Origin of the sequence: Pseudomonas sp. 43NM1 (assembly GCF_002836905.1) — a bacterium.
GTDB lineage: Bacteria > Pseudomonadota > Gammaproteobacteria > Pseudomonadales > Pseudomonadaceae > Aquipseudomonas > Aquipseudomonas prosekii.
The window spans coordinates 1-25,882 of record NZ_MKGS01000196.1 but is presented as its reverse complement, the minus strand read 5'-3'; the positions used below and the strand labels follow the sequence as shown (position 1 = coordinate 25,882).

Annotated in this window: 26 protein-coding genes; 15 read left to right on the top strand and 11 right to left on the bottom strand. The window is 60.7% G+C overall.

Going from position 1 to position 25,882, the window contains the following annotated elements:
* Positions 1-9: 9 nt before the first annotated feature.
* Positions 10-498, bottom strand: coding sequence for an RES family NAD+ phosphorylase (locus BI292_RS26140; protein ID WP_101209687.1), 489 nt, complete (start codon positions 496-498; stop codon positions 10-12).
* Entirely contained in the window at positions 495-1,004 is a 510-nt protein-coding gene (locus tag BI292_RS26135) for an antitoxin Xre/MbcA/ParS toxin-binding domain-containing protein (protein WP_101209686.1), read from the bottom strand. The genes BI292_RS26140 and BI292_RS26135 overlap by 4 nt, the downstream gene beginning before the upstream one ends.
* Before the next feature lie 1,041 nt (positions 1,005-2,045).
* Between BI292_RS26135 and BI292_RS26125 the strand changes: the two genes are divergently transcribed.
* From BI292_RS26125 to BI292_RS26110, 4 genes are all read left to right on the top strand, one after another.
* Complete coding sequence (locus tag BI292_RS26125) at positions 2,046-3,494, top strand: sensor histidine kinase (protein ID WP_092280226.1); 1,449 nt, start codon at positions 2,046-2,048, stop codon at positions 3,492-3,494.
* A 442-nt stretch (positions 3,495-3,936) separates the two neighbouring features.
* Entirely contained in the window at positions 3,937-5,430 is a 1,494-nt protein-coding gene (locus tag BI292_RS26120) for an ATP-binding protein (RefSeq protein ID WP_101209685.1), read from the top strand.
* Positions 5,399-6,823 carry a sigma-54 dependent transcriptional regulator gene (locus BI292_RS26115; RefSeq protein WP_101209684.1) on the top strand — a complete coding sequence of 475 codons (1,425 nt, stop codon included), beginning with the start codon at positions 5,399-5,401 and terminating at the stop codon, positions 6,821-6,823. Before BI292_RS26120 ends, BI292_RS26115 begins: the two co-directional genes overlap by 32 nt.
* 120 nt (positions 6,824-6,943) lie before the next feature.
* Positions 6,944-7,486 (top strand): hypothetical protein, encoded by a 543-nt coding sequence (locus tag BI292_RS26110; RefSeq protein WP_101209683.1) that lies wholly within the window; start codon positions 6,944-6,946, stop codon positions 7,484-7,486.
* Between the two features lie 3 nt (positions 7,487-7,489).
* Here the strand turns inward: BI292_RS26110 and BI292_RS26105 are convergent, their stop codons facing one another.
* The gene (locus BI292_RS26105) at positions 7,490-7,876 is read right to left on the bottom strand and encodes a hypothetical protein (protein WP_101209682.1); all 387 of its coding nucleotides are present in this window, start codon (positions 7,874-7,876) and stop codon (positions 7,490-7,492) included.
* Between the two features lie 176 nt (positions 7,877-8,052).
* On the opposite strand from BI292_RS26105, the gene BI292_RS26100 reads away from it, so the two are divergent.
* From BI292_RS26100 to BI292_RS26090, 3 genes are all read left to right on the top strand, one after another.
* Positions 8,053-8,859, top strand: a complete 807-nt coding sequence (locus tag BI292_RS26100; RefSeq protein ID WP_101209681.1) for a class I SAM-dependent methyltransferase — start codon at positions 8,053-8,055, stop codon at positions 8,857-8,859.
* Between the two features lie 186 nt (positions 8,860-9,045).
* The gene (locus BI292_RS26095) at positions 9,046-10,158 is read left to right on the top strand and encodes a M14 family metallopeptidase (RefSeq protein WP_101209680.1); all 1,113 of its coding nucleotides are present in this window, start codon (positions 9,046-9,048) and stop codon (positions 10,156-10,158) included.
* 175 nt (positions 10,159-10,333) lie between these two features.
* Entirely contained in the window at positions 10,334-11,056 is a 723-nt protein-coding gene (locus BI292_RS26090) for an alpha/beta hydrolase (RefSeq protein ID WP_101209679.1), read from the top strand.
* A gap of 10 nt (positions 11,057-11,066) precedes the next feature.
* Here the strand turns inward: BI292_RS26090 and BI292_RS26085 are convergent, their stop codons facing one another.
* The gene (locus tag BI292_RS26085) at positions 11,067-11,627 is read right to left on the bottom strand and encodes a hypothetical protein (protein WP_101209678.1); all 561 of its coding nucleotides are present in this window, start codon (positions 11,625-11,627) and stop codon (positions 11,067-11,069) included.
* An 84-nt stretch (positions 11,628-11,711) separates the two neighbouring features.
* On the bottom strand, positions 11,712-12,476 hold the full coding sequence (locus BI292_RS26080; RefSeq protein WP_101209677.1) for a hypothetical protein: 765 nt from the start codon (positions 12,474-12,476) through the stop codon (positions 11,712-11,714).
* A gap of 162 nt (positions 12,477-12,638) precedes the next feature.
* Between BI292_RS26080 and BI292_RS26075 the strand changes: the two genes are divergently transcribed.
* The 3 genes from BI292_RS26075 (at position 12,639) to BI292_RS26065 (ending at position 15,176) form a co-directional block, all read left to right on the top strand.
* On the top strand, positions 12,639-13,172 hold the full coding sequence (locus tag BI292_RS26075; RefSeq protein ID WP_101209676.1) for a chalcone isomerase family protein: 534 nt from the start codon (positions 12,639-12,641) through the stop codon (positions 13,170-13,172).
* Between the two features lie 10 nt (positions 13,173-13,182).
* On the top strand, positions 13,183-13,752 hold the full coding sequence (locus tag BI292_RS26070; RefSeq protein ID WP_256592741.1) for a DUF3833 domain-containing protein: 570 nt from the start codon (positions 13,183-13,185) through the stop codon (positions 13,750-13,752).
* A 104-nt stretch (positions 13,753-13,856) separates the two neighbouring features.
* The gene (locus BI292_RS26065) at positions 13,857-15,176 is read left to right on the top strand and encodes an Nramp family divalent metal transporter (protein WP_101209688.1); all 1,320 of its coding nucleotides are present in this window, start codon (positions 13,857-13,859) and stop codon (positions 15,174-15,176) included.
* A 50-nt stretch (positions 15,177-15,226) separates the two neighbouring features.
* On the opposite strand, the gene BI292_RS26060 is transcribed toward BI292_RS26065, so the two are convergent.
* The 3 genes from BI292_RS26060 to BI292_RS26050 are packed head-to-tail and all read right to left on the bottom strand — an operon-like array spanning position 15,227 to position 17,820.
* Positions 15,227-16,408, bottom strand: coding sequence for an acetyl-CoA C-acetyltransferase (locus BI292_RS26060; protein ID WP_101209675.1), 1,182 nt, complete (start codon positions 16,406-16,408; stop codon positions 15,227-15,229).
* Positions 16,409-16,419: 11 nt separating this feature from the next.
* Positions 16,420-17,085: a CoA transferase subunit B gene (locus BI292_RS26055; RefSeq protein WP_101209674.1), complete on the bottom strand. Its 666-nt coding sequence runs from the start codon at positions 17,083-17,085 to the stop codon at positions 16,420-16,422.
* 36 nt (positions 17,086-17,121) lie between these two features.
* Positions 17,122-17,820, bottom strand: coding sequence for a CoA transferase subunit A (locus tag BI292_RS26050; protein WP_092280252.1), 699 nt, complete (start codon positions 17,818-17,820; stop codon positions 17,122-17,124).
* 309 nt (positions 17,821-18,129) lie between these two features.
* Between BI292_RS26050 and BI292_RS26045 the strand changes: the two genes are divergently transcribed.
* Positions 18,130-19,032, top strand: coding sequence for a LysR family transcriptional regulator (locus tag BI292_RS26045; RefSeq protein WP_101209673.1), 903 nt, complete (start codon positions 18,130-18,132; stop codon positions 19,030-19,032).
* Between the two features lie 114 nt (positions 19,033-19,146).
* Here the strand turns inward: BI292_RS26045 and BI292_RS26040 are convergent, their stop codons facing one another.
* Complete coding sequence (locus BI292_RS26040) at positions 19,147-19,989, bottom strand: NAD-dependent protein deacetylase (protein ID WP_101209672.1); 843 nt, start codon at positions 19,987-19,989, stop codon at positions 19,147-19,149.
* Between the two features lie 314 nt (positions 19,990-20,303).
* Here BI292_RS26040 and BI292_RS26035 point away from each other — a divergent pair, with 314 nt between their 5' ends.
* Both BI292_RS26035 and BI292_RS26030 read left to right on the top strand, forming a co-directional pair.
* Positions 20,304-21,143: a DUF692 domain-containing protein gene (locus tag BI292_RS26035; protein WP_101209671.1), complete on the top strand. Its 840-nt coding sequence runs from the start codon at positions 20,304-20,306 to the stop codon at positions 21,141-21,143.
* Complete coding sequence (locus BI292_RS26030) at positions 21,136-21,882, top strand: DUF2063 domain-containing protein (RefSeq protein WP_101209670.1); 747 nt, start codon at positions 21,136-21,138, stop codon at positions 21,880-21,882. Before BI292_RS26035 ends, BI292_RS26030 begins: the two co-directional genes overlap by 8 nt.
* Before the next feature lie 396 nt (positions 21,883-22,278).
* Here the strand turns inward: BI292_RS26030 and BI292_RS26025 are convergent, their stop codons facing one another.
* Positions 22,279-23,583 carry an ATP-binding protein gene (locus BI292_RS26025; RefSeq protein WP_101209669.1) on the bottom strand — a complete coding sequence of 435 codons (1,305 nt, stop codon included), beginning with the start codon at positions 23,581-23,583 and terminating at the stop codon, positions 22,279-22,281.
* Positions 23,580-24,320, bottom strand: a complete 741-nt coding sequence (locus BI292_RS26020) for a response regulator (protein ID WP_101209668.1) — start codon at positions 24,318-24,320, stop codon at positions 23,580-23,582. The genes BI292_RS26025 and BI292_RS26020 overlap by 4 nt, the downstream gene beginning before the upstream one ends.
* 297 nt (positions 24,321-24,617) lie before the next feature.
* Between BI292_RS26020 and BI292_RS26015 the strand changes: the two genes are divergently transcribed.
* Together BI292_RS26015 and BI292_RS26010 are read left to right on the top strand one after the other, a co-directional pair.
* Positions 24,618-24,881 (top strand): DUF2790 domain-containing protein, encoded by a 264-nt coding sequence (locus BI292_RS26015; RefSeq protein ID WP_092280266.1) that lies wholly within the window; start codon positions 24,618-24,620, stop codon positions 24,879-24,881.
* Positions 24,882-25,285: 404 nt separating this feature from the next.
* A partial coding sequence (locus BI292_RS26010) for a cytochrome c biogenesis CcdA family protein (RefSeq protein ID WP_178076631.1) occupies positions 25,286-25,882 on the top strand: 597 nt, incomplete at its 3' end.

Genomic DNA, 25,882 nt, shown 5'->3' with positions numbered 1-25,882 from the left:
ATTTCACCGTTACTTGATCAGGCGGGTGTCCAGTGCGAAACGTTCCTGGGACACAAGCTTGAATTGCTCAGCGGCCAGATCGCAGCTCACCAGCAGATTCCACGAGTGCCGGGTCACGGCTGAAGGGATCAGCACGAAGGGATGTTCGGTCAAAAAATTATCGGCAAACCGCTGCTGATTGAGCGAGGGCAGGGAGGGGATGAGCCAGTTCGGATTTGGCACATCATCGGGCTGGATGACTTTAATGGTGGACGGGTCGAGTACCTGGAAGCAGGTCAGCACGTGCGGGACCCTGTCCAGCGTATCGAAGCCGACATGCACCGCCACTTCCAGAATGGCGGTCGAGGGGTCCGCCGACGCGTAGATGACCCGGCGCCCGGGCGGGTTCCAGCGACCACCGGAGGCTTGCGCGCCGAGGCCGCTGTCCCATGACTCCTTGAATACCTCGCGATCCAGGCGCCAGGCGTGCCAAGTGCCGTCCCATGGCAAAGCATTCATTGATAAACCCCGTGTTCAATCCGTGTCAGGTAACCCTCGACCACCAGGTAGCCCAGCGCGTTGTCGATCAATAACAACGGGATGTTTCCGTCCAGGTATTTGCAGGGTTTTTTCAGCCAGTCCTCGGCCAATGGCTGACTGCCGAACACGTTGATCGCGTGTTCCAGCGTCTGCGCGTATTGAAATGCAACGGTACTTTGCTGCTGATTCAAGCGCACTGTGGCGGTCTCTTTGGTCAAGCGCTGGACAGTCCTCACGGATTTACCGGTGATGCGTTCGACCAGACCGCTGGCCATGTACAGCGCGGAGATTTCGAGCATTTCGCGGACGTCGCTCAAGTCGAAACCTTCTTGCGTGTAGCGAATAATCTCCAGTGGGGTGTCACTTTTACGGCCATGCAGCAGGACTTCCGTCGGTGTTTTGCTGACTTTGGCTGCGGCGGCCCGCCGGCCTGCGGGGCGGGATTTATCGCCGGTTGATGTGTCTGCGGTATTGGTTGCGGACATGTTGATGACCTCTCGCGACATTTGACGCGATGATAGCGCCAAATGTCGCAATTGAGGTAAATGAGTTTTGATTTTCTTGATGGGTGGTGATGTCGAGGGGGGGACGCCCGTTGGGTTGCGCAGCAGCCCCAAAACCTGTGATCGAGTTTTCTTGAAGAACCGCGACAGCTTTATTGGGGCCGCTTCGCAGCCCAACGGGGGTAAACCCCCTCGCCACGGGGGCTGTGTTTTTTCATGAGGGTTTTGTCGGGCTGACGGCAGTCGTTGTGCATGTCTTTTAGCTATTTGCTCCGACGCCGCAATTTCCCCTGCCGAAATAAACACCCTGTGGCGAGGGGGTTTACCCCCGTCGGGTTGCGCAGCAGCCCCCCAAACCGCCGATCGAGTTTTTCCTGAAGAACCGCGACAGTTTTATTGGGGCCGCTTCGCAGCCCAACGGGGGTAAACCCCCTCGCCACGGGGGCTGTGTCTTCTCATAAGAATTTGTTGGTGTGACGGTATTCGTCGCGCAGGTCTTTAGCTATCTGCTCCGACGCCGCAATTTCCCCTGACGAAATAAACACCCTGTGGCGAGGGGGTTTACCCCCGTCGGGTTGCGCAGCAACCCCCAAACCTGTGATCGAGTTTTTCCTGAAGAACCGCGACAGTTTTATTGGGGCTGCTTCGCAACCCAACGGGGGTAAACCCCCTCGCCACAGGTGCGATGTCTCTCAGAAGGATTTTGTTGGCTGACGGTATTCGTCGCGCGCGTCTTTTAGCTGCTTGCACCGACGCCGCAATTCCCCCTGAAGAAATAAACACCCTGTGGCGAGGGGGTTTACCCCCGTTGGGTTGCGCAGCAACCCCCAAACCTGCGATCGAGTTTTTCCTGAAGAACCGCGTCAGCTTCATTGGGGCCGCTGCGCAGCCCAACGGGGGTAAACCCCCTCGCCACAGGATGTTTCTTCAGCGGGACGGGGGATTTCCTTAGCTTGCTCGCATTGGGGCAAACCCCAAACTGTGGGCTATAACCCTATAGGGAAACCGCCTGGGTCATCGTCCATGAAACTGCACGCACAAACGCTTCGGCCCGAGGAGGGCGACGTTCGCTTGAGCACGCGCAAGCAGCCGTTCAATCTGCTGCGCTGGTTTTCGCTGATCAGCATGGGCGTGATTGCCACGGTCGCGGTGGCGTTGGGGGCGGTGTCGACGCAGTTTGTGATTACCGAAAGCGTGCAGCGCGATGCCCTGCTGACCTCGCAATTCATTCAGGCGATTGCCTCGGCCGAGGTGCGCCACGTGGCGATTCCCAATGTGCGGACCATGGGCGAACTGCTCGATCCGCGCCAGGACAAAGATTTCCCCGACGTTGACCCCGCCGCACGCGCCAATGCCCGGGGGGAGTTTCTCGATCACATCGCGCACTTGCCGGACGTATTGCTCGCCAATATCTACGCACCCGACCGGCGGGTGATCTGGTCCACCAACCCGGCGCTCGTCGGCACCACCATCCATGTCGACGAAGACCTCGACCACGCGTTCGAATACAAAGTGCCGGTGTCGGCCAGTTATCACGACATCGACGAAGGGCGGATGGAGCAGAAATTCATCACGCCGCCGGATTACATCTTTATCGAAAACTACATCCCGCTGTTCGACGCCGACGGCAAAAACGTCACCGCCATGGTCGAGATCTACAAGGAACCCAAAGACCTGATCGGCCGCATCGGCCGAGGGCTGGTGCTGATCTGGCTGGCCACGGCACTCGGCGGCGGCCTGATTTACCTGGGGTTGTACTGGATCGTGCGGCGCGCGGCGATCCTCTTGGCGCAGCAACAAAAACTGCTGATTACCAACGAAACCTTTGTCGCCCTCGGCGAGATGTCGTCGGCCGTCGCCCACAGCCTGCGCAATCCGTTGGCGACCATCCGTTCCAGCGCCGAACTGGCGCTCGAGCTCGGCGCCGGCCCGGCGCATAAAAACATCAACGACATCATTGGCCAGGTCGATCGCATGTCGAAATGGGTCCGCGAATTGCTGCAATCCCTGCGACCGCTCAACGACGATGCCGAGCCGGTCAACCTCGTCGCGGCGATCCACGACAGCCTGATGGCGTTCGAGCAGCAAATTACCCGCGCCGGGGTCAAAGTCGAGTTCAACCCGCAGCAGACGCCGATGGTCCTCAGCCAGCACATGCAACTCACGCAAATCCTCAACAGCCTGATGGCCAACGCTTTGGAAGCCATGGACAAGGGCGGCAAACTCACCATCACCCTCGAACCGACCGATGCGCGCGGCGTGTGCGTGGTGCTCAGCGACACCGGCAAAGGCATGAGCGAAGAACAGCGCAAAATGGCCTTCCGGCCGTTTTTCACCACCAAGACTGGCGGCCTCGGCGTAGGGCTGGTGCTGGTCAAACGCATCATGGAACGCTTCGGCGGCGGCGTCGCGCTCGGCAGCCGCGAGGGCGAGGGCACGTGCGTGCGCCTGTCGTTCAAACTCGTGCCCTGAAACGGGGAAAGAGCGTTCCCCACAAACGGGTGTGATTGCCCACCGCGACACCGTTAGCCGCCTACCAAAAGTCATAAGCCGTTGTTTGATCAGGCGTCCTCGCAGGGGTGAGCGCCGGTGAAAGACATGGCGAGGTAATTGCAAATCAGCAGTACCGAGGCATGACGTCGAGAAGGCTGGCGATGGACACGATAATGGCTCGCAAGCACCCACGCCGCGCGACGACCGATTTGGCGGTTAATGACAGCCTGCGCAAGCGCCAACGCTTCGCATTCTCTTGCACTGCGTTGGCTGGAAAAGCCCGAATGGCGCGGCGTCCAGGGTTTTCCTGCCCAATGGCGGCGAAATACCATCATTGGCCATTCGATCCTCAGTATTGCCACCTACACTGATCGTAGTCCGCCGCAAAAGGTCGTCACGCAAGCTTCCCCAGGACATGCCCATGCTGATGCCAGAACAACAAAAAATACCTGCGCCGACCCTGATGGCAGCAGAGCAGGAGCACCGGAGCGGGCAGTTCAATTTGCTGCGCTGGTTTTCCCTGGCGAGTTTTTTCTTCATCGCGGCGGTGGCGCTGGGTCTGGGCTACGTTTCCACGCGTTTCGTGGTCACCGAAAGCATTGAGCGCGATGCCTTGCTCACCGCGCAGTTCATCCAGGCCATCGGCGATGCCGAGATGCGCCACGCCAAAATCAACAGCAACCGAACCATGGGCGAGATGCTTGATCCGCGGCAGGACAACGCTTATTCCGACGTCCCGGCGCAGACGCGAGCCTCGGCGCGCATCGAGTTTCTAGACCATGTCGAGCACTTGCCGGGCTTGTTGCTGGCAACGGTGTTTGCCCTCGATCGCACGGTGACCTGGTCGACCAACCCGCAGATGATCGGCATGCATTTCGAGGACGACGAGGAACTCGATGATTCCTTCAAAATGAAGGTCCCGGTGTCCGCCAGTTACCACAAGATCGACGAGGAACGGCCCGAGCAAATGCTCCTGCGCGAGCCGCAATCACTGTTCATCGAAAACTACATCCCGATGTTCAACGCCGACAAAAGCCAAGTGATCGCCATGGTCGAAATCTACAAGGAACCGACCGACCTGGTGGAGCGCATTCAGCGCGGTTTCAAGTCGATCTGGATTGCGACATTGCTCGGCGGCGCGGCGATTTATCTGGCGCTGTTCTGGATCGTGCGCCGCGCCGCGACGTTGCTGCAGAGTCAGCAAAAACAATTGATCGCCAACGAAACGTTTGTCGCGTTGGGCGAGATGTCCTCAGCGGTGGCCCACAGCTTGCGCAACCCGTTGGCGACCATCCGTTCCAGCGCCGAACTGGCCCAGGAAATCGCCAGCCACGGCGCGCAGAAGAACATCGGCGACATCATCAATCAGGTCGATCGCATGTCGCGTTGGGTGCGCGAATTGTTGCTGTCATTGCGGCCGATGAACAACGACTGTGAATCCGTCGACCTGGTGCTGGCCATCGACGACACCCTGAGCGCTTTCGAGGCGCTGATCAAACGCTCGAATGTTCGTGTGCGCTTCACCGCGCAGAGCTTCCCGCCGGTAGTCAGCCAGCAAGTGTTGCTCACGCAGATCCTCAACAGCCTGTTCGCCAATGCCCTGGAAGCCATGCCAACGGGCGGCGTGTTGAGTATCGAGATTGATGCGCCGCGCCCCGACGCGTTGCGCATGACCCTGACCGACACCGGCAAAGGCATGACCCGGCAGCAGCAACAAATGGTCTTCAAACCGTTTTTTACCACCAAGCAGGGAGGCCTCGGCGTCGGCCTCGCGTTGGTCAAACGAATAATGGAACGCTTCCATGGCTCGGTCGAACTGACCAGCCAGGAGCAGGAAGGAACCCGCGTCTGTCTCAATTTCAGAGTGGCAACGGGAGGGGAATATGGAGCGCAGCATATTGCTGGTGGAGGATGACGAACTCCTCGCCGAAAACATCCAGACCTACCTTGAGCGCAAAGATTTCGAGGTGACGGTCTGCCATTCGGCTGAGGATGCACTGGAGCAACTGAGCTCGTTTGTGCCGGACGTGGTGCTCACCGATAACTCGCTGCCGGGCATGAGCGGTCACGACTTGATCCAGAAGCTGCGCATCAGCGCGCCGGATCTGAAAGTGATCATGATGACCGGTTACGGCAACGTCGAAGACGCGGTGGTGGCGATGAAGGAGGGCGCGTTTCACTACGTCACCAAACCGGTGGCGCTGCCCGAACTCAAACTGTTGCTGGACAAGGCCCTGGCGACCGAGCGCATGGAGCGCACGTTGTCGTTTTACCAGGAGCGCGAGGCGCAGAAGTCCGGCGTGCAGGCGCTGATCGGCGAATCGGCGCCGATGCAGTACCTGAAAAACACCATCGGCCAGTTGCTCGACGCCGAACGCCGAATGGCCAATACCGACCTGCCGCCCGTGTTGGTCGAGGGCGAAACCGGCACCGGCAAGGAACTGGTAGCGCGCGCGCTGCACTTCGACGGCCCGCGCGCCAAAGGCCCGTTTATTGAATTCAATTGCGCGTCGATTCCATCAAATCTGGCCGAATCCGAGTTGTTCGGTCACGAGAAAGGTGCGTTCACCGACGCCAAGGACCGTCGCGTCGGGCTGGTGGAAGCGGCTGACGGCGGCACGTTGTTTCTGGATGAAGTCGGCGAGATGGATTTGCTGCTGCAAGCCAAACTGCTGAAGTTGCTGGAAGACCGGACCATCCGCCGGGTCGGCTCGGTGAAGGAGCGTAAGGTCGATCTGCGCGTGATCAGTGCAACCAATTGCAACCTTGAACAGATGGTCCAGCAGGGCAAGTTTCGCCGTGATCTGTTTTTTCGGCTGCGCATTATCTCGATCAAAGTCCCGCGCCTGCACGCCCGAGGAACCGACGCGTTGCTGCTGGCGCGGCACTTTCTGGCGATCCACGGCAAGCGTTACGGCAAACCGCATTTGTATTTCAGCGATCAGGCTGAAGCGTTGCTGCTGAGTTACAGCTGGCCGGGCAACGTGCGCGAGTTGCGCAACATGCTGGAGCAAACCGTGTTGCTGGCGCAGAGCGACAGCATTGCCGCGCATCAATTGCACGTCTGCCAGAGCCTGGTCGATGAGCCGCTGCTGGTGCAGGAGCCGCAATACATCGAACCGCGGCCGTGCAACGGCGTCGAATCGATGAACTTGCCGGAAGTCGAGCGCGACATGGTGCGCAAGATGCTCGACAAGACTGACTGGAACGTCACCAAATCTGCGCGTTTGCTCGGGTTGAGCCGCGACATGCTGCGTTACCGGATCGAAAAACTCGGCCTCGCGCGGCCGGACAAGCGTCAGTGGTGAGGGCACCGATGGGCTGAGGATCGATGGTTTGTCAGAGGACGACGAGAGGTGGGGGCGCTCAGTGGAAAATCCACCGAGGGTGTGCCTGACTGGTTTTTCCCTTTGACGGAGTAACGGTCCATGCGACGCAGGGGTGCGCAGTACTGGCTGTGGATCAACAGCCAATTACACGGGCGTGATCATGATGAAGTATTGCCGGACGGCACGCAGATTGACGTCCAGGCGCGGCTCAATCGTGCACAAGTGACGCAGGTGTTTGTCGGGTTATATGCCCGCGACGGCTCGCCGCTGGCAGAAGAGTTTCACGACCGCGAAGGGCAACCGGCATTGGCCCAAGCGCTGGCGTGGGGCTGCGCGCGAGCGCGGGAGATTCTGCGCACGGTGACGGCATTTCGCGCCCCGCATCGGATTCAACTGACCTTGGGCGTGGTCATGGACGACCGCTGCACCCGCGCGCTGCGGCAAATGGAAATGTCCGCGGACGAGGCGCTGCGGATCAAGCGTCAGGATGCCTGCGAGGAATATTTCCAGGCCAAGCAAGCGATGTTGGCGCTGATGCGTTCGGAAAAGGTCGACAGCGAAGTCTGGGAAAGTCAGAAGCGCCGCTTGCGCGATGCCATCGACCGCCGCGCGGCGCTGCGACATAACTGGCCGTCGGATTGAGCATCATGGCAGCGCCGGGCCCTGAGGGGCGAGGCAGGCGAGCAGGCAGGTCGGGTCGAGCACTTCGTCGTTGACGTAGATTCCGCGCTGCGCATCGTAGGACCGAATGAACACGCGCACGGTGCTATCCGCCACGGTCGGCAACCGCGAATCGTAGAACACGTGGTCGCTGGCGACCGGAATGAAGTCTTGCGGCGCGGTAGAAATATACGCGCGCGGCGGCACGGCGTTCAGGGTAAACGGCGCCGGATTCGCGAACGGCTGGTCGGCGCCGTAATAGAGTATTTCAATGCTGGACCGCTCTATCGGCGTGAACAAATCGTCGGCGTGCGCAGCGTTGACAGAACTTAGAAAAGCGATGAACAGCAGCGTTAAATCGGTGTGTTTCATGACGGCACCTGCGAAATCGGTTTTCCCGCATTTCCCCAAGGTCATTAACTATAGCTGGCGCCACGTGATGCGTTGCTGATGGCCGATTTACAACCTCCGTACAAACCTGTGCTGTGGCGGTTCAACGGCTGATCTAGACTCTTGCCGGTCAATAAAAAAGAGCTCTGGAGTACGCAATGGACATGCCGACAAAACAACAGGCCATCGCCAGCAACCGCGACGCCTGGAATGACTCCGCAAGGCACCACAAAGACAATCCCGACTGGCCGGTTTTGCTCGACGAGGTCAGTCGCGCGGATTTCAGCTGCATCGACGACACCTTGCGCGCAGTGCTTGAGGAGTTGGGCGTCGAGGGCAAGGAGGTGGTGCAACTGGGTTGCAATAACGGGCGGGAAAGTTTGTCGCTTTACGCGGCTGGCGCGCGGCAGGTGGTGGGGGTCGATCAGTCTGCGGCGTTTTTGCAACAGGCGCGGGAGCTGGCTGAGCGGTCGCCGCACGACGCCGAGTTTATTGAGGCGGACATTCATCATTTGCCAGCGGCGTTGCACGGAAGGTTTGATCTGGCGCTGATCACCATTGGCGTCTTGAACTGGATGCCGGACATTGCCGAGTTTTTCGCTCACGTCGCGCAAATCCTCAAGCCGGGTGGCGCGGTGGTGATCTATGAAACTCACCCGTTCCTGGAAATGTTCGATCCAGAAGCCGCCGACCCGCACCGGCTGGCGAGTTCGTACTTTCGCAGCGAGCCGTTTGTGCAACATCAGCCAATTGTGTATGACGGCAAAGTCGAGCAACCCGCAGCGGCGTCGTATTGGTTTGTTCACACATTGAGCGCGATTTTCACCGGTGCCATGGAAGCTGGATTACAGATCAGCCACTTCAAGGAATACCCGCACTCCAACCGCGAGGCGCTGTACGACCAATATCAACAGCAAACGGCGCAATTGCCGTTGTGTTTTACCTGGGTGGCGGTGAAGCGTTGAGTTTTTTTTGGAGAATGCGTCGCCCGGACAGACGCCTTACCGGGCAAGCCTCGCTCCTGCACGTGATCAACTCTGCTCAGAGATTCCCTGACCTCTGCCAACCCCGAACTTGTTATTGGTTTGTGCAACCGTTAAACGCTATCTTCAGCGCCTCGCTTGCACCGTCGTCAGGATTCAGGAGTTTTCATGCAACGCATCGACCATCCATTGCCCTGGAGCCACCTCGGCACCGAGCGCAGCCTCAGCGTGTTTCGTTATGGCGCCGGTGCGCGAAAGGTTTACATCCAGGCCAGCCTGCACGCCGATGAACTGCCGGGCATGCGCACTGCGTGGGAGCTGAAAAAGCGCCTCGCCGAGCTCGAAACCCAAGGCCAATTGCAAGGCGTGATCGAGTTGGTGCCGGTCGCCAACCCGATCGGCCTCGACCAGCATCTGCAAGGCGCGCACATGGGCCGTTTCGAGCTCGGCAGCGGCAAGAATTTCAACCGCGCGTTCGTCGAACTGAGCGAGCCGGTCGCCGCGTTGATCGGCGCGCAACTGGGCGATGATGTCGCGGCCAACGTCGCGCTGATCCGCCAGACCATGGGCCAGGTGCTCGACGCTCTGCCGGCGCCGTCCTCACAACTGGAAGCGATGCACCGCTTGCTGTTGCGTCACGCTTGCGACGCCGACATCACTCTGGATTTGCATTGCGACTTCGACGCCGCGATTCATATTTACGCACTGCCGCAGCACTGGCCGCAGTGGCAATCGCTGGCCGCGCGTTTGCAGGCGGGCGTCGCGCTGTTGTGCGAAGACTCTGGCGGCAGCTCGTTCGACGAATCCTGCTCGACGCCGTGGTTGCGCCTGGCGCGAGCCTTCCCGCACGCGGCGATTCCGGCGGCGAACCTGGCGACCACGCTCGAGCTCGGCAGCATGGGTGACACGCGGGTTGATCAGGCGCAGGCCAATTGCAAAGCGATTCTCGGTTTCCTCGCCGAGCAGGGTTTTATCAGCGGCGACTGGCCGGCAGCGCCGAGCGAATGCTGCGAAGGCATGCCGTTCGAGGGCACCGAGTATTTGTTCGCGCCGCATCACGGCGTGGTCAGTTTTTTGCGCGAGGCGGGCGAGTGGGTGGAGCAGGGCGATGCGCTGTTTGAAGTGGTCGACCCGCTGAACGACCGGGTCAGCACCGTGCGCGCCGGCACCAGCGGCGTGCTGTTCGCGATTGATCGCGGACGCTACACGCAACCGGGCACGTGGCAGGCGAAAGTCGCCGGGCGTGAAGCGATTCGCGTGGGGAAATTGATTAACGATTGATTCACTGGCGGCGTTGCCTGTCAGGGCCTCATCGCGAGCAGGCTCACTCCTGCAGGGGATCGCAGTCCCTTGCAGGAGCGAGGCTTGCCCGCGAAAGCCTCATCAGCCACAACAAAAATCTTCCGCACAAGTGTTAGGGTGTCCGCCAAATCCTGCGCCCTGTGAAGGAAGATTTATGCTGAAGTTTCTTGCCCTGTTGATGCTCGTGGCCTGCGCCACGGCCCACGCCGAAGCTCCACTGCAGAACGACTTGCCGCTCAAATACATCGAGCAGGCCAGCCCGGATTCGCAAAATCAGCCCTTGGTGATTTTCCTCCACGGCTACGGCAGCAACGAGCAGGACCTGTTCGGCATCAAGGACGAATTGCCTGCGCAATACAATTACCTGTCGGTGCAGGCGCCCGTCGCGTTGGGCTCGGAACCGGACAGCTATCAGTGGTTTCGCCAGAAGGGCCAAGGCGCCTACAACGGTGAAACCGACGATCTGAAAACCAGCGGCAAGCTGTTGCTGGATTTCATCGCGCAAGCGGCGAAGAAGTATCACACCGACGCCAGCAAGGTGTTTTTGGTCGGTTTCAGTCAGGGCGCGATCATGTCCTACGAAGTGGGGTTGCGTCATCCCCAAGCGGTGGGCGGGATTGCCGCGCTGAGCGGGCGGATTCTGCCGGTGCTCAAAGCCGAGCTGAAACCGGATGAAAACCGCCAGAAACTGGCGATCTTCATCGGTCACGGCACCCTCGACCAACGCTTGCCGCTGGTTGATGGCACCGCCGCCAACAGCCTGCTTCAGCGCCTGTCACTGAAACCGGAGTTTCATACCTACGAAGGTCTGGGCCACAGCATCAGCGCTGGCGAAATTGAGGATTTGAGCGCCTGGTTGCAGCGCCTCAATCGCTGAGTTGCAGGCATTATTTGCCGGTGATTTGCTTGACCAGTGTGTCGTGACCGGCCTTGTCGGCCGGGCGCGAGATGATCTGGATGACCGCCATTTTGTTGCCGGAAGCCGCCATCAGCGTCGAGTTGAGGGTCTTGCCGCCGCCCTGAGTGGCGGTGCTGTCAACTTGACGCACGCCCAGCCCGGTGCCTTTGAGGGTCAGGCTCTTTTCGCTGAGCTTGTTGAAATCCGGCAGGGCCTTGTGTTCGGCGACATCGAAATCGGCGGCGGTTTCGTCGAGGAATTTGCCGTCGTTGTCCTTGACGGTAACGCCCGGTGGCAGGCTGTTTTCGGCGGCGATTACCACCGTTTTCGTGGTTTCGTTGACGTACATGGTGCCGGTCGCCCCGGTCGCGCCCGGCGGCAGCGGGTTGGCGGCGAAGCCTTTAGGCAGGGTGAAGCTGAACTTGCCGGCAAGCATCGAGACTTTGAGCGGCGCGTCGCTGGCGGCCTTGGCGGCGTAAGCATTCAACGCCCCCAGGCTGGTGACCGCCGTCAGCAACAGGACAACGGCTTTTTTACTGATCAATGACATTCGGAACTCTCCAGGGATGGTCGCGCGGTTGCGCAATCATCCCACGGAATACCGCATCCGCCCAATGACCCGAAAGTTTGAGGTTTATTGGGTTGGTGCGGGTTTCGCCAGCAGGAGCCGGGTGACGCCGAGCATGCCGACCGACACGCCGACGCCGAGCACGAAGCCACTCATGCCAAGGCTGGGCAAGGTCAGCGCCGCCACCAGGCAAAACGCCGCGAACGAGTACATGCCGGTGGCCGTCGCGCGCAGCAACGCGGCGGTGAACGCCGGGCCGCGGGTCTGCTGGGAAAACACCGCCATCACGCTGCCCAACACCGGGAACACCGCGAGCAAGCCGCTCCAGCGTTCGCCGACGGTGCTGGCCAGCAAGGTCACGGCCAACGTCAGCAGAGCGCCGGCGACCATGCGCAGCAACAGTTTGTCGGACTTGGGTTTGGCCCCCGCAACAATCGGCTGAACCGACGGGAACAGGTAGGGCGCGGCGAGCAGCGCGGTCGCCGCCGCGATGACCGAGAACGTCAGCGACGGCGGAATCACTGACAACAGCACCGCCGTCGCGCTCCACACCAACAGCGAAATCGTCAGTGCCCACGGCCAATTGGCCCGTTGCGCGACTTGGGCGTAGGTCACGCAAAAAGCGATCATCGCGAACATCGCCGACAACGCGGCGGTGGCCGACTGCGCGGCGAATACCTCACCTTGCTCGATCGCCAGAAAAAACAGAATCGGCCCGACCACCACCGGCAATCCCGACAGCCAACCGGCGACGCTCGGTCCCCAGCGTTTGCCGGCCAGGGAAATCAACAGCAGAAATCCGGGAATCACCAACAGCTTGAGCATCAGCACGCACGCACCTCCGACCTGAGTGAGCGGCCACGTTAGCACCGTGTGCGGCCGATTGCTCTACCGATTGCGGTGTTTTGTATACAAAAATCCGAATGCGCAAAGTTGTACAAATAGTTTATTGGTGTATAACTTTTAACAGGCACCGACGATGACTTGATCACCATGAACAAAACCAAATTGCGTTTGCATCACGGCTTGTTGCTGCTGGCATTGCTCGCCACCCCAGCGCTGGCGAATTGGCAAGCAGGCCTGCCCGGCGCGCAGATCATCGGCAGCGGCGACTTTCGGGTATTTGGCTTTGACGTCTACAACGCGCGGCTGTGGAGCACGACGCGGCCGCTGGCGATGGATCAGCCATTTGCGCTGGAACTGATTTATCAACGCAAGATTTCCCGCGACGATCTGGTGCAGGCCAGCGTCGATGAGATCAAGCGCTTGTCCGGCAAATCGGTGAGCGACGCGCAATTGGCCGAATGGCAGGCGCAGATGCAGCGCTCGTTTGTCGATGTTGCTGCGGGTACGCGCATTACCGGCGTGTATCTGCCGGGGCAGGGCGCGCAGTTCTTTGTCGGCCAGCAATTGCAGCACGAAGTGCGGGACGTGCAATTCGCCGAGGCGTTTTTTGCGATTTGGCTCGACCCGAGAACCCGTAACCCCGAGTTGCGCCGGCAGTTGCTGGGCACTAACCCACCGTGAGAGCGCCGTGATGCTGAAACATCTGCTTTTGGACAAGATGCTTTTGAAAAAACTGATGCTGGTGCTGTGCCTGGGCTCGCTTCTGGGCCTGGCCGGCTGCGGTGGCGTCGATGTGCAGCGCTACAGCGAGGAAAATCCGAAACTCGATCTGCCGGGGTTTTTCCTCGGGCGCGTCGACGGTTGGGGCATGTTTCAGAAACGCTCGGGCGAGGTCGTCAAGCGTTTTCATGTGCTGATCAATAGCCGCATGGACGGCCAGAATCTGATCATGCACGAGGACTTTACCTACAGCGACGGCACCAAACAGACCCGCGTCTGGACCCTGCGCCCCGACGGCCCCGGTCGCTGGCGTGGCACGGCGGGCGATGTGGTTGGCGAGTCCAGCGGCGAGGTGGCCGGCAATGCGCTGCACTGGCGTTACGTGCTGAGCCTGCCGGTCGATGACAAGGTCTACGACGTGCACCTCGATGACTGGATGTATCTGATCGACGAAAACACCTTGGCCAATCGCTCGGCGATGACCAAGTTCGGCTTTGAGGTCGGTCAGGTCACGCTGTTTTTCCGTCGGCAGGGTACTTGAGCCATTCGCGCGGTCACGGCGCCTGATACTGGGGCATTTGCCCCTTGGGCGCTCGGACTGAAACGTCTAAGCTGCGCGTTTTGCTTCTGTTGATGGATGATCGCGTGAAATTCAGTTTGCCCAAACTCGCCACCGCGCCGTTTTGCCCGCCGGAAGTCGCCGGCAGTGTCGCCGTCGATCCGAGCGCCACGTTTTTCAAACGCATGCTGCGCTTCGCCGGCCCGGGTTTGCTGGTGTCGATCGGCTACATGGACCCCGGCAACTGGGCCACTGCAATCGAGGCCGGGTCGCGGTTTGGCTACAGTTTGTTGTTCGTGGTGTTGCTCGCGAGCATGGCCGGGATGGTTGTGCAGTGCCTGTGCTCGCGGCTGGGCATCGCCACCGGCCGCGACTTGGCGCAGCTCTCGCGGGAGCGCTACAGCACTCGCACCGCGCGGGTTCAGTGGGTGCTCGCGGAAATCTCGATCATCGCCACCGACCTCGCCGAAGTGCTCGGCTGCGCGCTGGCGTTCCATTTGCTGCTGGGTTGTTCGCTGACCACCGGCATTGCGCTGACGGCCTTCGACACCTTGCTGGTGCTGGCCCTGCAAAACCGTGGTTTCCGCCGCCTCGAGGCAATCATGCTGGTGCTGGTCGGCACGATCGGCGCGTGTTTCTTCGTCGAATTGCTGCTGATCAAACCTTACTGGCCGGACGTCGCCCAAGGTTTCACGCCGTCGCTGGCCGCCATCAGCGATGCCGCGCCGCTGTACATCGCGATCGGCATTCTTGGCGCCACGGTGATGCCGCACAACCTGTATTTGCACACCTCAATTGTGCAGACACGGATGATCGGCAAGGACCTGGCAAGCAAGCAGGACGCCGTGAAACTGGCGCGCATCGACACCATCGGCTCGCTGGCGCTGGCGTTGCTGGTCAACGCGGCGATTCTGATTCTGGCGGCGGCGGCTTTCCACAGCACCGGACACAGCGAAGTGGTCGACATTCAGGACGCCTATCACTTGCTCGATCCGTTGGTGGGCGGGGCGCTGGCCAGCGTGTTGTTCGGCGTCGCGCTGCTGGCGTCGGGGCAGAGCTCGACCTTCACCGGGACCATTGCCGGCCAGGTGATCATGGAGGGGTATCTGAACCTGCGGATCCCTTGTTATCAACGACGCCTGATTACCCGGGGGCTGGCGCTGATCCCGGCGTTCATCGGCGTATGGCTGATGGGCGATAACGCGATTGGCAAATTGCTGGTGATGAGCCAAGTGGTGCTGAGCCTGCAATTGCCGTTTGCGTTGTACCCGCTGATCAGCATGACCAACGACCAGAAGCTGATGGGGCCGTTCGTCAACAAACTGCCGACGCGGGTGCTGGCGTGGGGCTTGTTTGGCGTGATCAGCGCCGCGAATGCGTGGCTGATCTTGCAACTGGCGGCGTGAGCTTATGATCGTTCCCACGCGGAGCGCAGGAACGATCAGAGCAGGGTGGATCAGGCGCGTTCGATCGCCAGGGCCACGCCTTGTCCACCGCCGATGCACAGGGTGGCGAGGCCTTTTTTGGCGTCGCGCTTGATCATTTCGTGCAGCAACGTCACCAGCACTCGGCAACCCGAGGCACCGATCGGGTGGCCCAGGGCAATTGCGCCGCCATTGACGTTGACCTTGTCCAGATCCCATTCCAGATCTTTCGCCACGGCCAGCGATTGTGCGGCGAACGCCTCGTTGGCTTCGATCAAATCCAGTTGCTCGATCGACCAACCGGCCTTGCTCAGGCAGCGGCGGGTTGCCGATACCGGGCCGATGCCCATGATCGCCGGGTCGACGCCGGCGTTGGCGTAAGCAGCGATTTTCGCCAATACCGGCAGGCCCAGCAACTTGGCTTTGTCGGCGCTCATCAGAATCACTGCGGCAGCGCCATCGTTCAACGACGAGGCGTTACCGGCCGTGACCGAACCGTCTTTCTTGAACGCCGCTTTCAACTTGCCCAGCGACTCGGCGGTGGTGCCGGCGCGGGGTTGTTCGTCGGTGGCGAAGGACAGCGGATCGCCCTTGCGCTGCGGGATCAGGATCGGCGTGATCTCATCGACAAACCGCCCGGCTTCAATGGCTGCCGAGGCTTTCTGCTGCGAAGCGGCGGCGAAAGCGTCTTGCTGTTCGCGAGTCAGGCTGTACTTCTCGGCAAGGTTCTCGGCGGTAATGCCCATGTGGTAATCGTTGAACGCATCCCACAGACCGTCGCTGATCATCGTGTCGACGATTTGCGCGTGGCCCATGCGCAGACCGGTGCGCGCGCCGGGCATTACGTAATTGGACAGGCTCATGTTTTCCTGGCCGCCGGCAATGATCACCTCGGCATCGCCGCAACGAATTGCCTGGGTCGCCAGATGCAACGCCTTGAGGCCCGAACCGCAGACCTTGTTCAGGGTCATCGCCGGCACAGTAAACGGCAGGCCAGCCTTGATCGCCGACTGGCGCGCAGGGTTTTGCCCGGCACCGGCGGTCAACACCTGGCCCATGATCACTTCATCGACCTGCGCGGGGTCGAGCCCGGTTTGCGCGAGCAACTGGCGGATCAGCGCCGCGCCCAGATCAACCGCGGACACACCGGCCAACGCGCCCTGGAAACTGCCAATGGCGGTGCGGGTGGCGGCAACAATAACGACGTCTTGCATGGAATGATTCCTCACTGAGCAGCGAATTGCATTTCCGGAACATGTTCCGGCACGATCAGTTTACCGGCGGTCTTGGCGACGATTTCTTCGACGCTGACACCCGGCGCGCGTTCTTTGAGAATGAACGCGCCGTCCTTGATTTCAAGGTAGGCGAGGTCGGTCAGAACGCGCTTGATGCACCCGGCGCCGGTCAGCGGCAGGCTGCATTGGGCCAACAGTTTCGACTCACCGTCCTTCGACGCGTGGGTCATGATGACGATGATGTTGTCGGCGCCAGCGACCAGGTCCATCGCGCCGCCCATGCCCTTGACCATCTTGCCGGGGATCATCCACGAAGCGATGTTGCCCTGCACATCCACTTCAAAAGCGCCGAGCACGGTCAGGTCAACGTGGCCGCCGCGAATCATCGCAAACGATTGGGCCGAGGAGAAGATCGACGCGCCGATCCGTGCGGTCACGGTTTGCTTGCCGGCGTTGATCATGTCGGCGTCGATGGTTTCTTCAGTCGGAAACGGGCCCATGCCGAGCAAGCCGTTTTCCGATTGCAGCATGACTTCCATGCCTTCAGGGATGTAGTTGGCGACCAGGGTCGGAATGCCGATGCCGAGATTGACGTAGAAGCCGTCCTGCATTTCGCGGGCGACGCGCTGAGCCATTTGTTCGCGGGAAAGTGCCATTGTTGTTATTCCTTCATTCGGTCCGGGGGCAGGGGATCACTTACGCACGGTGCGCTGTTCGATGCGCTTCTCGAACGTGCCGCAAATGACCCGGTCGACGTAGATGCCAGGGGTGTGGATCTGCGACGGGTCCAGCTCGCCGGGCTCGACGATTTCTTCGACTTCGACCACAGTGATCTTGCCGGCGGTAGCGGCCAGCGGATTGAAGTTCTGGGCGGTGTGGCGATAGATGACGTTGCCGAAATGGTCGGCTTTCCAGCCTTTGACGATGGCGAAATCGCCAGTGATCGACTCTTCCATGATGTAGCGGCGACCGTGGAATTCACGTTCTTCCTTGCCTTCGGCGACCGGGGTGCCGACGCCAGTGGCGGTAAAGAACGCCGGGATGCCGGCGCCGCCCGCGCGCATTTTTTCGGCGAGGGTGCCTTGCGGTGTAAGCACGACTTCGATTTCGCCTTTCAGCAGTTGGTCTTCGAACAGCTTGTTCTCGCCGACGTAGGAGGCCACCACTTTGCTGATCTGCCGATCCACCAGCAACACGCCGAGGCCAAAACCGTCGACGCCGCAGTTGTTGGAAACCACGGTGAGGTCGCGGGTGCCTTTGCGCTTGATCTCGGCGATGAGGTTTTCCGGAATCCCGCACAGACCGAAGCCGCCGGCGATCACGGTCATGCCGTCTTCAAGACCTGCCAGAGCTTCCTCATAGGAACTCACGCGCTTGTCGAAACCTGCCATATGCACCTCTTTTATTCTTGATGGGCGGCTGGCTAGCCGTAATGCAACCGAGTGTCGCGCCGGTCGATTCATTTGTTAAGTTGATTTTTAAGGACGATTGATAGATAAAACTCACCAATGACGTCCGTGCGCCCTACATCAATATCATTCCTGCCGCAGGAGCGAAGTTTGCTCGCGAACACGATTTCACAGACGCCTCATAACCTGTAGGAGCAAAGCTTGCTCGCGAAGACGATGTCAAAAATCCCATCGCGGGCAAGCCATGCTCCTACAAATAACTTGCACGCCCATCACCGGAGCAACGCGACCATGACCGTCAAGCAAATCCGCGCCTTCCTCGCCGTGGCGCAAAGCCTGAGCTTCGCCGTCGCCTGCGAGCGCTTGCACCTGTCGCAATCGGCGTTGAGCCTGACCATCAAGGCCCTCGAAGAAGGCCTCGGTGGCCGGCTGTTCACGCGCAACACGCGCAACGTCGCGCTGACCCTGGAAGGTGAATCACTGGTGCCGCTGGCCCGACGGCTGATCGCCGATTGGGACAACGCCGAAGACGAACTGCGCCAACGTTTTACCCTGCAGCGCGGTCGCGTGACCCTCGCAGCGATGCCATCGTTTGCCGGAAACCTGCTGCCGCCGATCCTCAAAACCTTCCGCGCACGCTACCCGAAAGTCAACGTGACGGTGAACGACGTGATCAATGAACAGGTGCTGGAAATGGTCCGCGACCGCCAAGTGGAACTCGGCGTTTCGTTCGAACCGGCGCACAGCACGTCGCTGCAGTTTACGCCGTTGTACATCGACCGCTTTGTCGCCGTGGTGCCGCCGGATTCACCGCTGGCCGACCGGCCGGAAATCGACTGGGAAACGTTGTTGAAAGAACCGTTCATCACCCTGCAACGCCCGTCGACCGTACGGGTGATGCTGGAAGAACACCTGCAGGCTCGCGGGATGAAGTTGCCGGTGGAATTTGAAAGCCATCAACTGGCGACGGTCGGGCGCATGGTCGCCAGCGGTTTGGGCGTGAGCGCGGTGCCGGCGCTGTGCGTCAGGCAGATGCAGGAGTCGGGCGCGCACTGCATCACCCTGCGCGACCCGGTGGTGGAGCGGGCGATTGGCGTGCTGACCAAACCGGGGGTCGAACTGTCGGCAGCAGCGCAGGCGTTGTTCGACATCTTCAAGCAAGCCAACCTCGGCCAGCGATCATCTGATGGATAAACGCATTTCCCTGTGGGAGCGAGCTTGCTCGCGAAGACGCCGGCACAGCGACATTGATGGCGCCTGACACCACGCCATCGCGAGCAAGCTCGCTCCCACAGGGGTCGGGTTTGCTCAGGAATTGAGGCGTTGCGCCAGCAGCGGCAGCAGTTGCTCGCACGAACCTTCAATCTTCATCTGCAAGATCTCGTCCGCCCGGGTCTTCCCGAGATTGATCGCGATCAGCGGTTTGCCCTGATCCACCACCGCCCGACACAAGCGAAACGCCGAATACGCCATCAGCGAAGAACCCACCACCAACAATCCCGCCGCGTCCTCAACCGCTGCCATCGCCCGCGCCGCTGTGACGGCCGCGACGTTTTCACCGAAAAACACCACGTCCGGCTTCATCCGCGCTGCGCCACAATGCGGGCAATGCGGCACCTGGAATCGCGCTTCAAACGCTGGATCCAGCAGCGTATCGCCATCCGGCGCTTGCACCGCATCGATGCCCGCCAAGTACGGATTCTGCGCCTCCATCACGCGCTGAATCGCATCGCGTTCGCTGCGCTGGCCGCAATCCAGGCACAGCACCCGGTGCAGGCTGCCGTGGAGTTCGATGACATCGTGGCTGCCGGCCTGATCGTGCAGCGTGTCGACGTTCTGCGTGATCAACCCGCCGATCTGCCGCGCGCCCTGCAAACTGGCCAGCGCCTCGTGCGCCGCGTTGGGACTGGCCACGCGCACCCGCGGCCAACCAAGCATCGCCCGCGCCCAGTAACGCCGGCGCGCTTCGGGTGCGGCGAGAAATTCCTGATACATCATCGGCTGCCGCCCACGGCGCACACCCTGGTTGTCGCGATAGTCCGGAATGCCCGACGGCGTGCTGATGCCGGCACCGGTCAGAACCGCGAATGGCTGGTCGGCCATCAACTGCTGAAGTCGGTCGAGCTGTTCGCGGATGGGGCTGTCGAGCATGTTCAACACTCCGGGTAGGCCTTGAGTGTTGGCAGCGTAGCATTTTCGCGCGCATCCCCCGAAAACTGCGCTGTCTTCCGTAGGAGCGAGGCTTGCCCGCGAAGGCAGTGTGTCAGGCGATAGGTTGGGCGCTGACACACCGCCTTCGCGGGCAAGCCTCGCTCCTACGAGGTTGGGTGGTTTGTATTGCAGTGTGTACACGCTCGTCCGGGATACAGCGGCAGACGATTGCCGCCCGTTCGAACACAGTCCCGATACACCCGCGCGATTCACTCGGTTGACCGAAATTGTTCAACTGAGAGGAGGCCACCAGCATGCACACATCCCATTTATCCCCCCAGCCCGGCGTCGGCCTGGGCCTGCGTCGCGGTTTGCTCAACGATCTTCAGGCCGCGGCGGCGGGTGACTTCGACTTTCTCGAAGTCGCGCCGGAAAACTGGATCGGCATCGGCGGTGCCCATGGCGCAGCGCTGCGTGCGTTGGCCGAACGCTATCCGTTGTCCTGTCACGGTTTGTCCTTGTCGCTCGGCGGATCGGCGCCGCTAGACGTGGCGTTTTTGCACGAAGTGCGCGGTTTTCTCGATCACTTCAACGTGCCGCTGTACAGCGAACATTTGAGTTATTGCAGCGATGACGGTCACCTGTACGACTTGCTGCCGCTGCCGTTCACCGAAGAAGCGGTGCACCACGTTGCCGCGCGCATTCGTCAGACACAGGACATTCTCGGACGGCGCCTGGCGGTGGAGAACGTCTCTTATTACGCCGCGCCAGGGCAGGAGATGGACGAGCTGGCCTTCACCAACGCCGTACTGCGCGAGGCCGATTGCGACCTGCTGCTGGACGTCAACAACGTCTACGTCAACTCGATCAACCACGGTTTTGACCCGCAGGCATTTTTGGCCGGTATCGATGCCGGACGCGTGGTGGGCATGCACGTCGCCGGGCATTTCGACGAATCCGACACGTTGAAAATCGACACCCACGGCGCTTCGGTGAAACCGGTGGTCTGGTCGCTGTTGTCCGAGGCTTATGCGCGATTCGGTGCGCAACCGACGCTGCTGGAGCGCGACTTCAACTTCCCGGCGTTCTCCGAATTGGTCGCCGAGTTGCAGATCATTCGTGGCTTGCAAGCGGCGGAGGTGAGCCGTGGATAAGTCTTCGTTGCATCAGCAGCAAAATGCCCTGACCCGCTACTTGCGCGACCCCGAAAACTGCGCGGCGCCGGCCGAAATGGATGCCGCGCGGGTGCAGGTGTACCGCGATCTGGTGTTCAACAATTTGTCGTTGTTGCTCAGCGGCACGTTTCCGGTGCTGGTGAAGATTCTCGGCGAGGAGGATTGGCGGTTGCTGCTGCGAGCCTTTTTGCGTGACCACCGCGCACAAACGCCGAAATTTGGCGAAATTGCCCGCGAGTTTGTCGGGTTTATTGCCGGTGGATTGCCGGGAGATTGGCCGGCGTTCATGGCCGAGTTGGCGCATTACGAATGGGTCGAAATGGTGCTGCAGCAGGCGGATGACCAGCCGTTGCCGGCCAGCGACGCGCGATTAATGCTGGAGCGGCCGTTGCAGGTGTCGCCACTGGCCTGGCCGTTGGCATATGCCTGGCCGGTGCAGCTTTTAGGCCCGGATTATCAGCCTGACGCTGCGCCGGATCAGCCGACGTTGTTGTTGGTCCGGCGCGCAGAGGACTGGAGCGTGAAGTTCGCCGAATTGAGCCCACTGGCGTGGCGCTTGATGCAGCGCATTGGCGAATTTCCTGCGCTGGATGGCCGGGCGCAACTGCAAGGGCTGGCGCAAGAGGCGGGCGCTGCCGGGTCGAGCGAATTCATGGAAAACGGCTGGGCGTTATTGCAGCAGATGCATGCACAAGGCGTGCTCGGCGTGGCCGCCTGAGCACAACCCTCCACCCAACAACACCGCAGCTGTAGGAGCCGAGCTTGCTCGCGAAAGCGGTGTGCCAGTCGATATCAACCTCAACTGACCCACCGCCATCGCGAGCAAGCTCACTCCCACATTGATCGCGGTCGAACGCCAATCCCCCACCCAACAAACATCCCCTGTAGGAGCTGAGCTTGCTCGCGAAAGCGGTGTGCCAGTTGATATCAACCTCAGCTGACCCACCGCCATCGCGAGCAGGCTCACTCCTACATTGATCGCGGTCGAGCGCCAATCCCCCACCCAACAAACATCCCCCTGTAGGAGCTGAGCTTGCTCGCGAAAGCGGTCTGGCAGTTGATATCAACCTCAACTGACCCACCGCCATCGCGAGCAAGCTCGGCTCCCACAAGGCTAATTCGGCGCTGGCAATTTCAGTTCGGCGCACAGGCCGCCGCCCTCGCGGTTGCGCAAGGTCAGCGATCCGCCAATTGCCAGCGCCAGTTGCTGGGCGATCGCCAGGCCCAGCCCGGTGCCGCCGGTGCTGCGGTTGCGCGAGTTCTCGACGCGGTAAAACGGTTCCATTACCTGCGCCAGTTCTTCCTCGGCAATCCCCGGCCCACGGTCCATTACGTTGACCGACAAACTGCCATCGGCGAGCACCTTCACCACCAATTCGGCCGCGCCAGCGAACTTCAGCGCGTTGTCCGTCAAGTTCACCAGCACCCGGCGCAACGCGTGCGGGCGAGTGTCGATGACGGCAGCGCTTTTGCCGCTCAGTTGCACCTGTTTGCCCATGTCCTGATAGTCGAAGACCAAGCTGTCGAGGAACGAATCCAGATCAGTGCGGCGGCTCTCTTCGGTCGCGCCGTGAATGCTGCGCGCGTACGCCACACCTTCGCGCACCAGGTGTTCCATCTCGCTGAGGTCGCTCCACAACTTGTCCTTTTCCACACAATCGTCCATGAACTCGGCGCGCAGTTTCATCCGCGTGATCGGGGTTTGCAGGTCGTGGGAAATCGCCGCCAGCAATTGCATGCGTTCCTTGAGATATGCCGCAATTCGCGCCTGCATCGCGTTGAACGCCTTGGCCGCGTGGGCTACTTCGGTCGGGCCTTTTTCGTCCAGATGCACCGCGTGGGTATTCGGGTCGAGAGTTTCCACCGCCATCGCCAGCCGTGTCAGCGGGCGGATGGCGATGCGCACGGCCAGCCACGTGCAGGCGATCATCAACGCCAATTGGCCCAACAGTACAATCGGCAACCACGGCGACAACGGCACCATCGCCGGCCGCACGTCGATGGTCACCGGGCTGCCGTCAGTGAGTTTCAGATGCACCTGGAAATGCTTCTGCGGCCCCGGAATATCCGTCACGGTCATCGGGTATTCCATGCCGATTGCGTCTTTGATCGACGTCACCGCAACCGGCATATCGTCCATCGCCGCGCCCGGCGAACCTTCGCCGAGCAAGTAGCGGTAATTGCGCCGTTCCAGTTGCTTGAGCCAACCCGCGCGCTCGTCTGCCGGCAAGCGGTCAAGGATCGCAATCGAGGTCGAAACGTCGGTTTCCAGGTTGCCGAGCATGGTGGTCCTGGCGCTTTCATAACGCTCGTAATACTGCGCACCAAACGACAATGCCTGCGCGAGGATCAGGCCGATCAAGAAGATCAGGGACAACCGCGAGGCGAGGGTGCGCGGCCAGATCAGGGTGCGTTTCATGCCGATGCCCCGAGTACTTCGACCGGCAGGGAAAACACGTAGCCCTCACTGCGCACCGTCTTGATGCAGGCCGGTTCGCGGGCATCGTCGAGCAAGCGCTGACGCAAACGGCTGACCAGCAAGTCGATGGAACGGTCGAACAGATCGGCGTCGCGGCCCTGGGTCAGGTTGAGCAATTGATCGCGGTTGAGCACTCGTTGCGGATGATCGAGGAACACTCGCAGCAAGCGATATTCCGCGCCGCTGAGGGCGACCATGGTGCCGTCGCTGTCGAGCAGATGCCGCGCGGAGGTGTCCAGGCGCCAGCGCCCGAACGCCAGCAGCCGACCGCTTTCGGTGACCACCAGGTTGGGCGGCAGCATGCGCGTGCGGCGCAGCACGGCGTTGATCCGCGCGAGCAATTCACGCGCGGCGAACGGCTTGACCAGGTAATCGTCGGCGCCCATTTCGAGGCCGATGATGCGGTCGGTTTCGTCGTTGCGCGCGGTGAGCATCAGCACTGGCGTGGTTTTGTGTTTGCCGGCGCGCAATTCGCGGCACAGGGTCAGGCCGTCATCGCCCGGCATCATGATGTCGAGCACGATCAGGTCGACCGGCGTCGATTCCAGAAACGAACGCATCTGCCGACCATCCGCCACGACCGTGGTGCGCAAACCATTCTTCTTCAGATAGTTGCCGACCAGTTCGCGAATCTCGCGGTCGTCGTCGACGATGAGAATGTGATCGACATGTTCCATGGTTGCCGCCTCTGTAAATGGGGGATGTCGCGCAGTCTATCGGGCCTTTGTCCGTTCGCCCGCAGGTCTTTGTATTCCACTGTATCTGCGCTGTCGAGGGATACATGCGGACGTAAAAACGTCGACTTTCCGGGCTTTTGTATCGCTGTGTATCGGGCGCTGGCTTTGATACGTAACGACTGATTCAGGGCAAATCCCGACACAGGCGCGATACGTCGCACGCTTTTAATGGGCTCCATCGAGGCAAACCAGCAGGCCTCGCATCGACTAACCATTGAAGCCTTGAGGATTACCGCCATGAACACCAAAGCCGTCTACGCCGCTTGCCTGTTTGCCGCCCTGAACATCTGCACCTTGTCGGCCCGCGCCGAAACAGATGTCACGCCGAAAACCTACACCTACGGCACGCATTTGGACATTCAGAAAGTCGTGTCGCTGAAACAGGACGCCACGCCATCGTGCGGGATCGTCAATGCCCGGCTGACCTACCTGGACTCGCAAGGCAAAACCCAGGCACTGGATTACAGCAAATTCTCCGATGACTGCGCCGACGGCAGTTGAGGTGGCAATGCAATTGCCAAATTCCCGCAGTCCCCACAATCCCCTGTGGGACTCGAGCTTGCTCGCGATGAGGCCAGTCGCCTCAACATCTACAGCGACTGAAACACCGCCATCGCGAGCAAGCTCGGCTCCCACAGGGCGGGTGATGTCCCGTTCTCTGTAGGAGCAGAGCTTGCTCGCGAAAGCGGTCTGTCGGCCGGCATGTGTGTTGAATGTGCCGGCCTCTTCGCGAGCAAGCTCGGCTCCTGCAGGGGCGGGTGATGTCCCGTTCTCTGTAGGAGCGAAGCTTGCTCGCGAAAGCGGTCTGTCCGGCCGGCATGTGTGTTGAAGGTGCCGGCCTCTTCGCGAGCAAGTTCGGCTCCTGCAGGGGCGGGTGATGTTTCGTTTATTTCAGGTGACCTGCCATGTTTCTCATCGCATTTCTGGGCGGTATTTTGACTGTCCTCAGCCCGTGCATTCTTCCGGTTGTGCCGTTCCTGTTTGCCGGGGTTGAACGCACGCGCTCCTCGATATTTTTCACGTTGGGCGGCATGGTTTTGACCTTCGCCCTGATCGCCAGCCTGGCCGTGGTCAGCAGCGAATGGGTGATCCAGGCCAACAACACCGGCCGCCATGTGGCGCTGATTGTCATGGTGGTGTTTGCGTTGTCGCTGATTTCCGCGCGTATCGGTGACTGGCTCGCACGCCCGTTCGTGATGCTCGGCAATCGCCTCGACCCCGCTACACGCAAAAAGTCCGGCCCGCTCGGCTCGGTGATGATCGGCGTTGCCACCGGTTTGCTCTGGGCACCGTGCGCCGGGCCGATCCTCGGCGTGATCCTCTCCGGCGCCATGCTGCAAGGCGCCAACGCGCAAACCAGTTTGTTGCTGGTGGCTTACGGCTTGGGCAGTGCCTTGTCGCTGGGCACGCTGATTTTCGCCGGACGCAGTCTGGTCAATCGCCTCAAACCGTCGATCCCGGTCACCGCTTGGTTGCGGCGCGGCGCCGGCGTGGCGGTACTG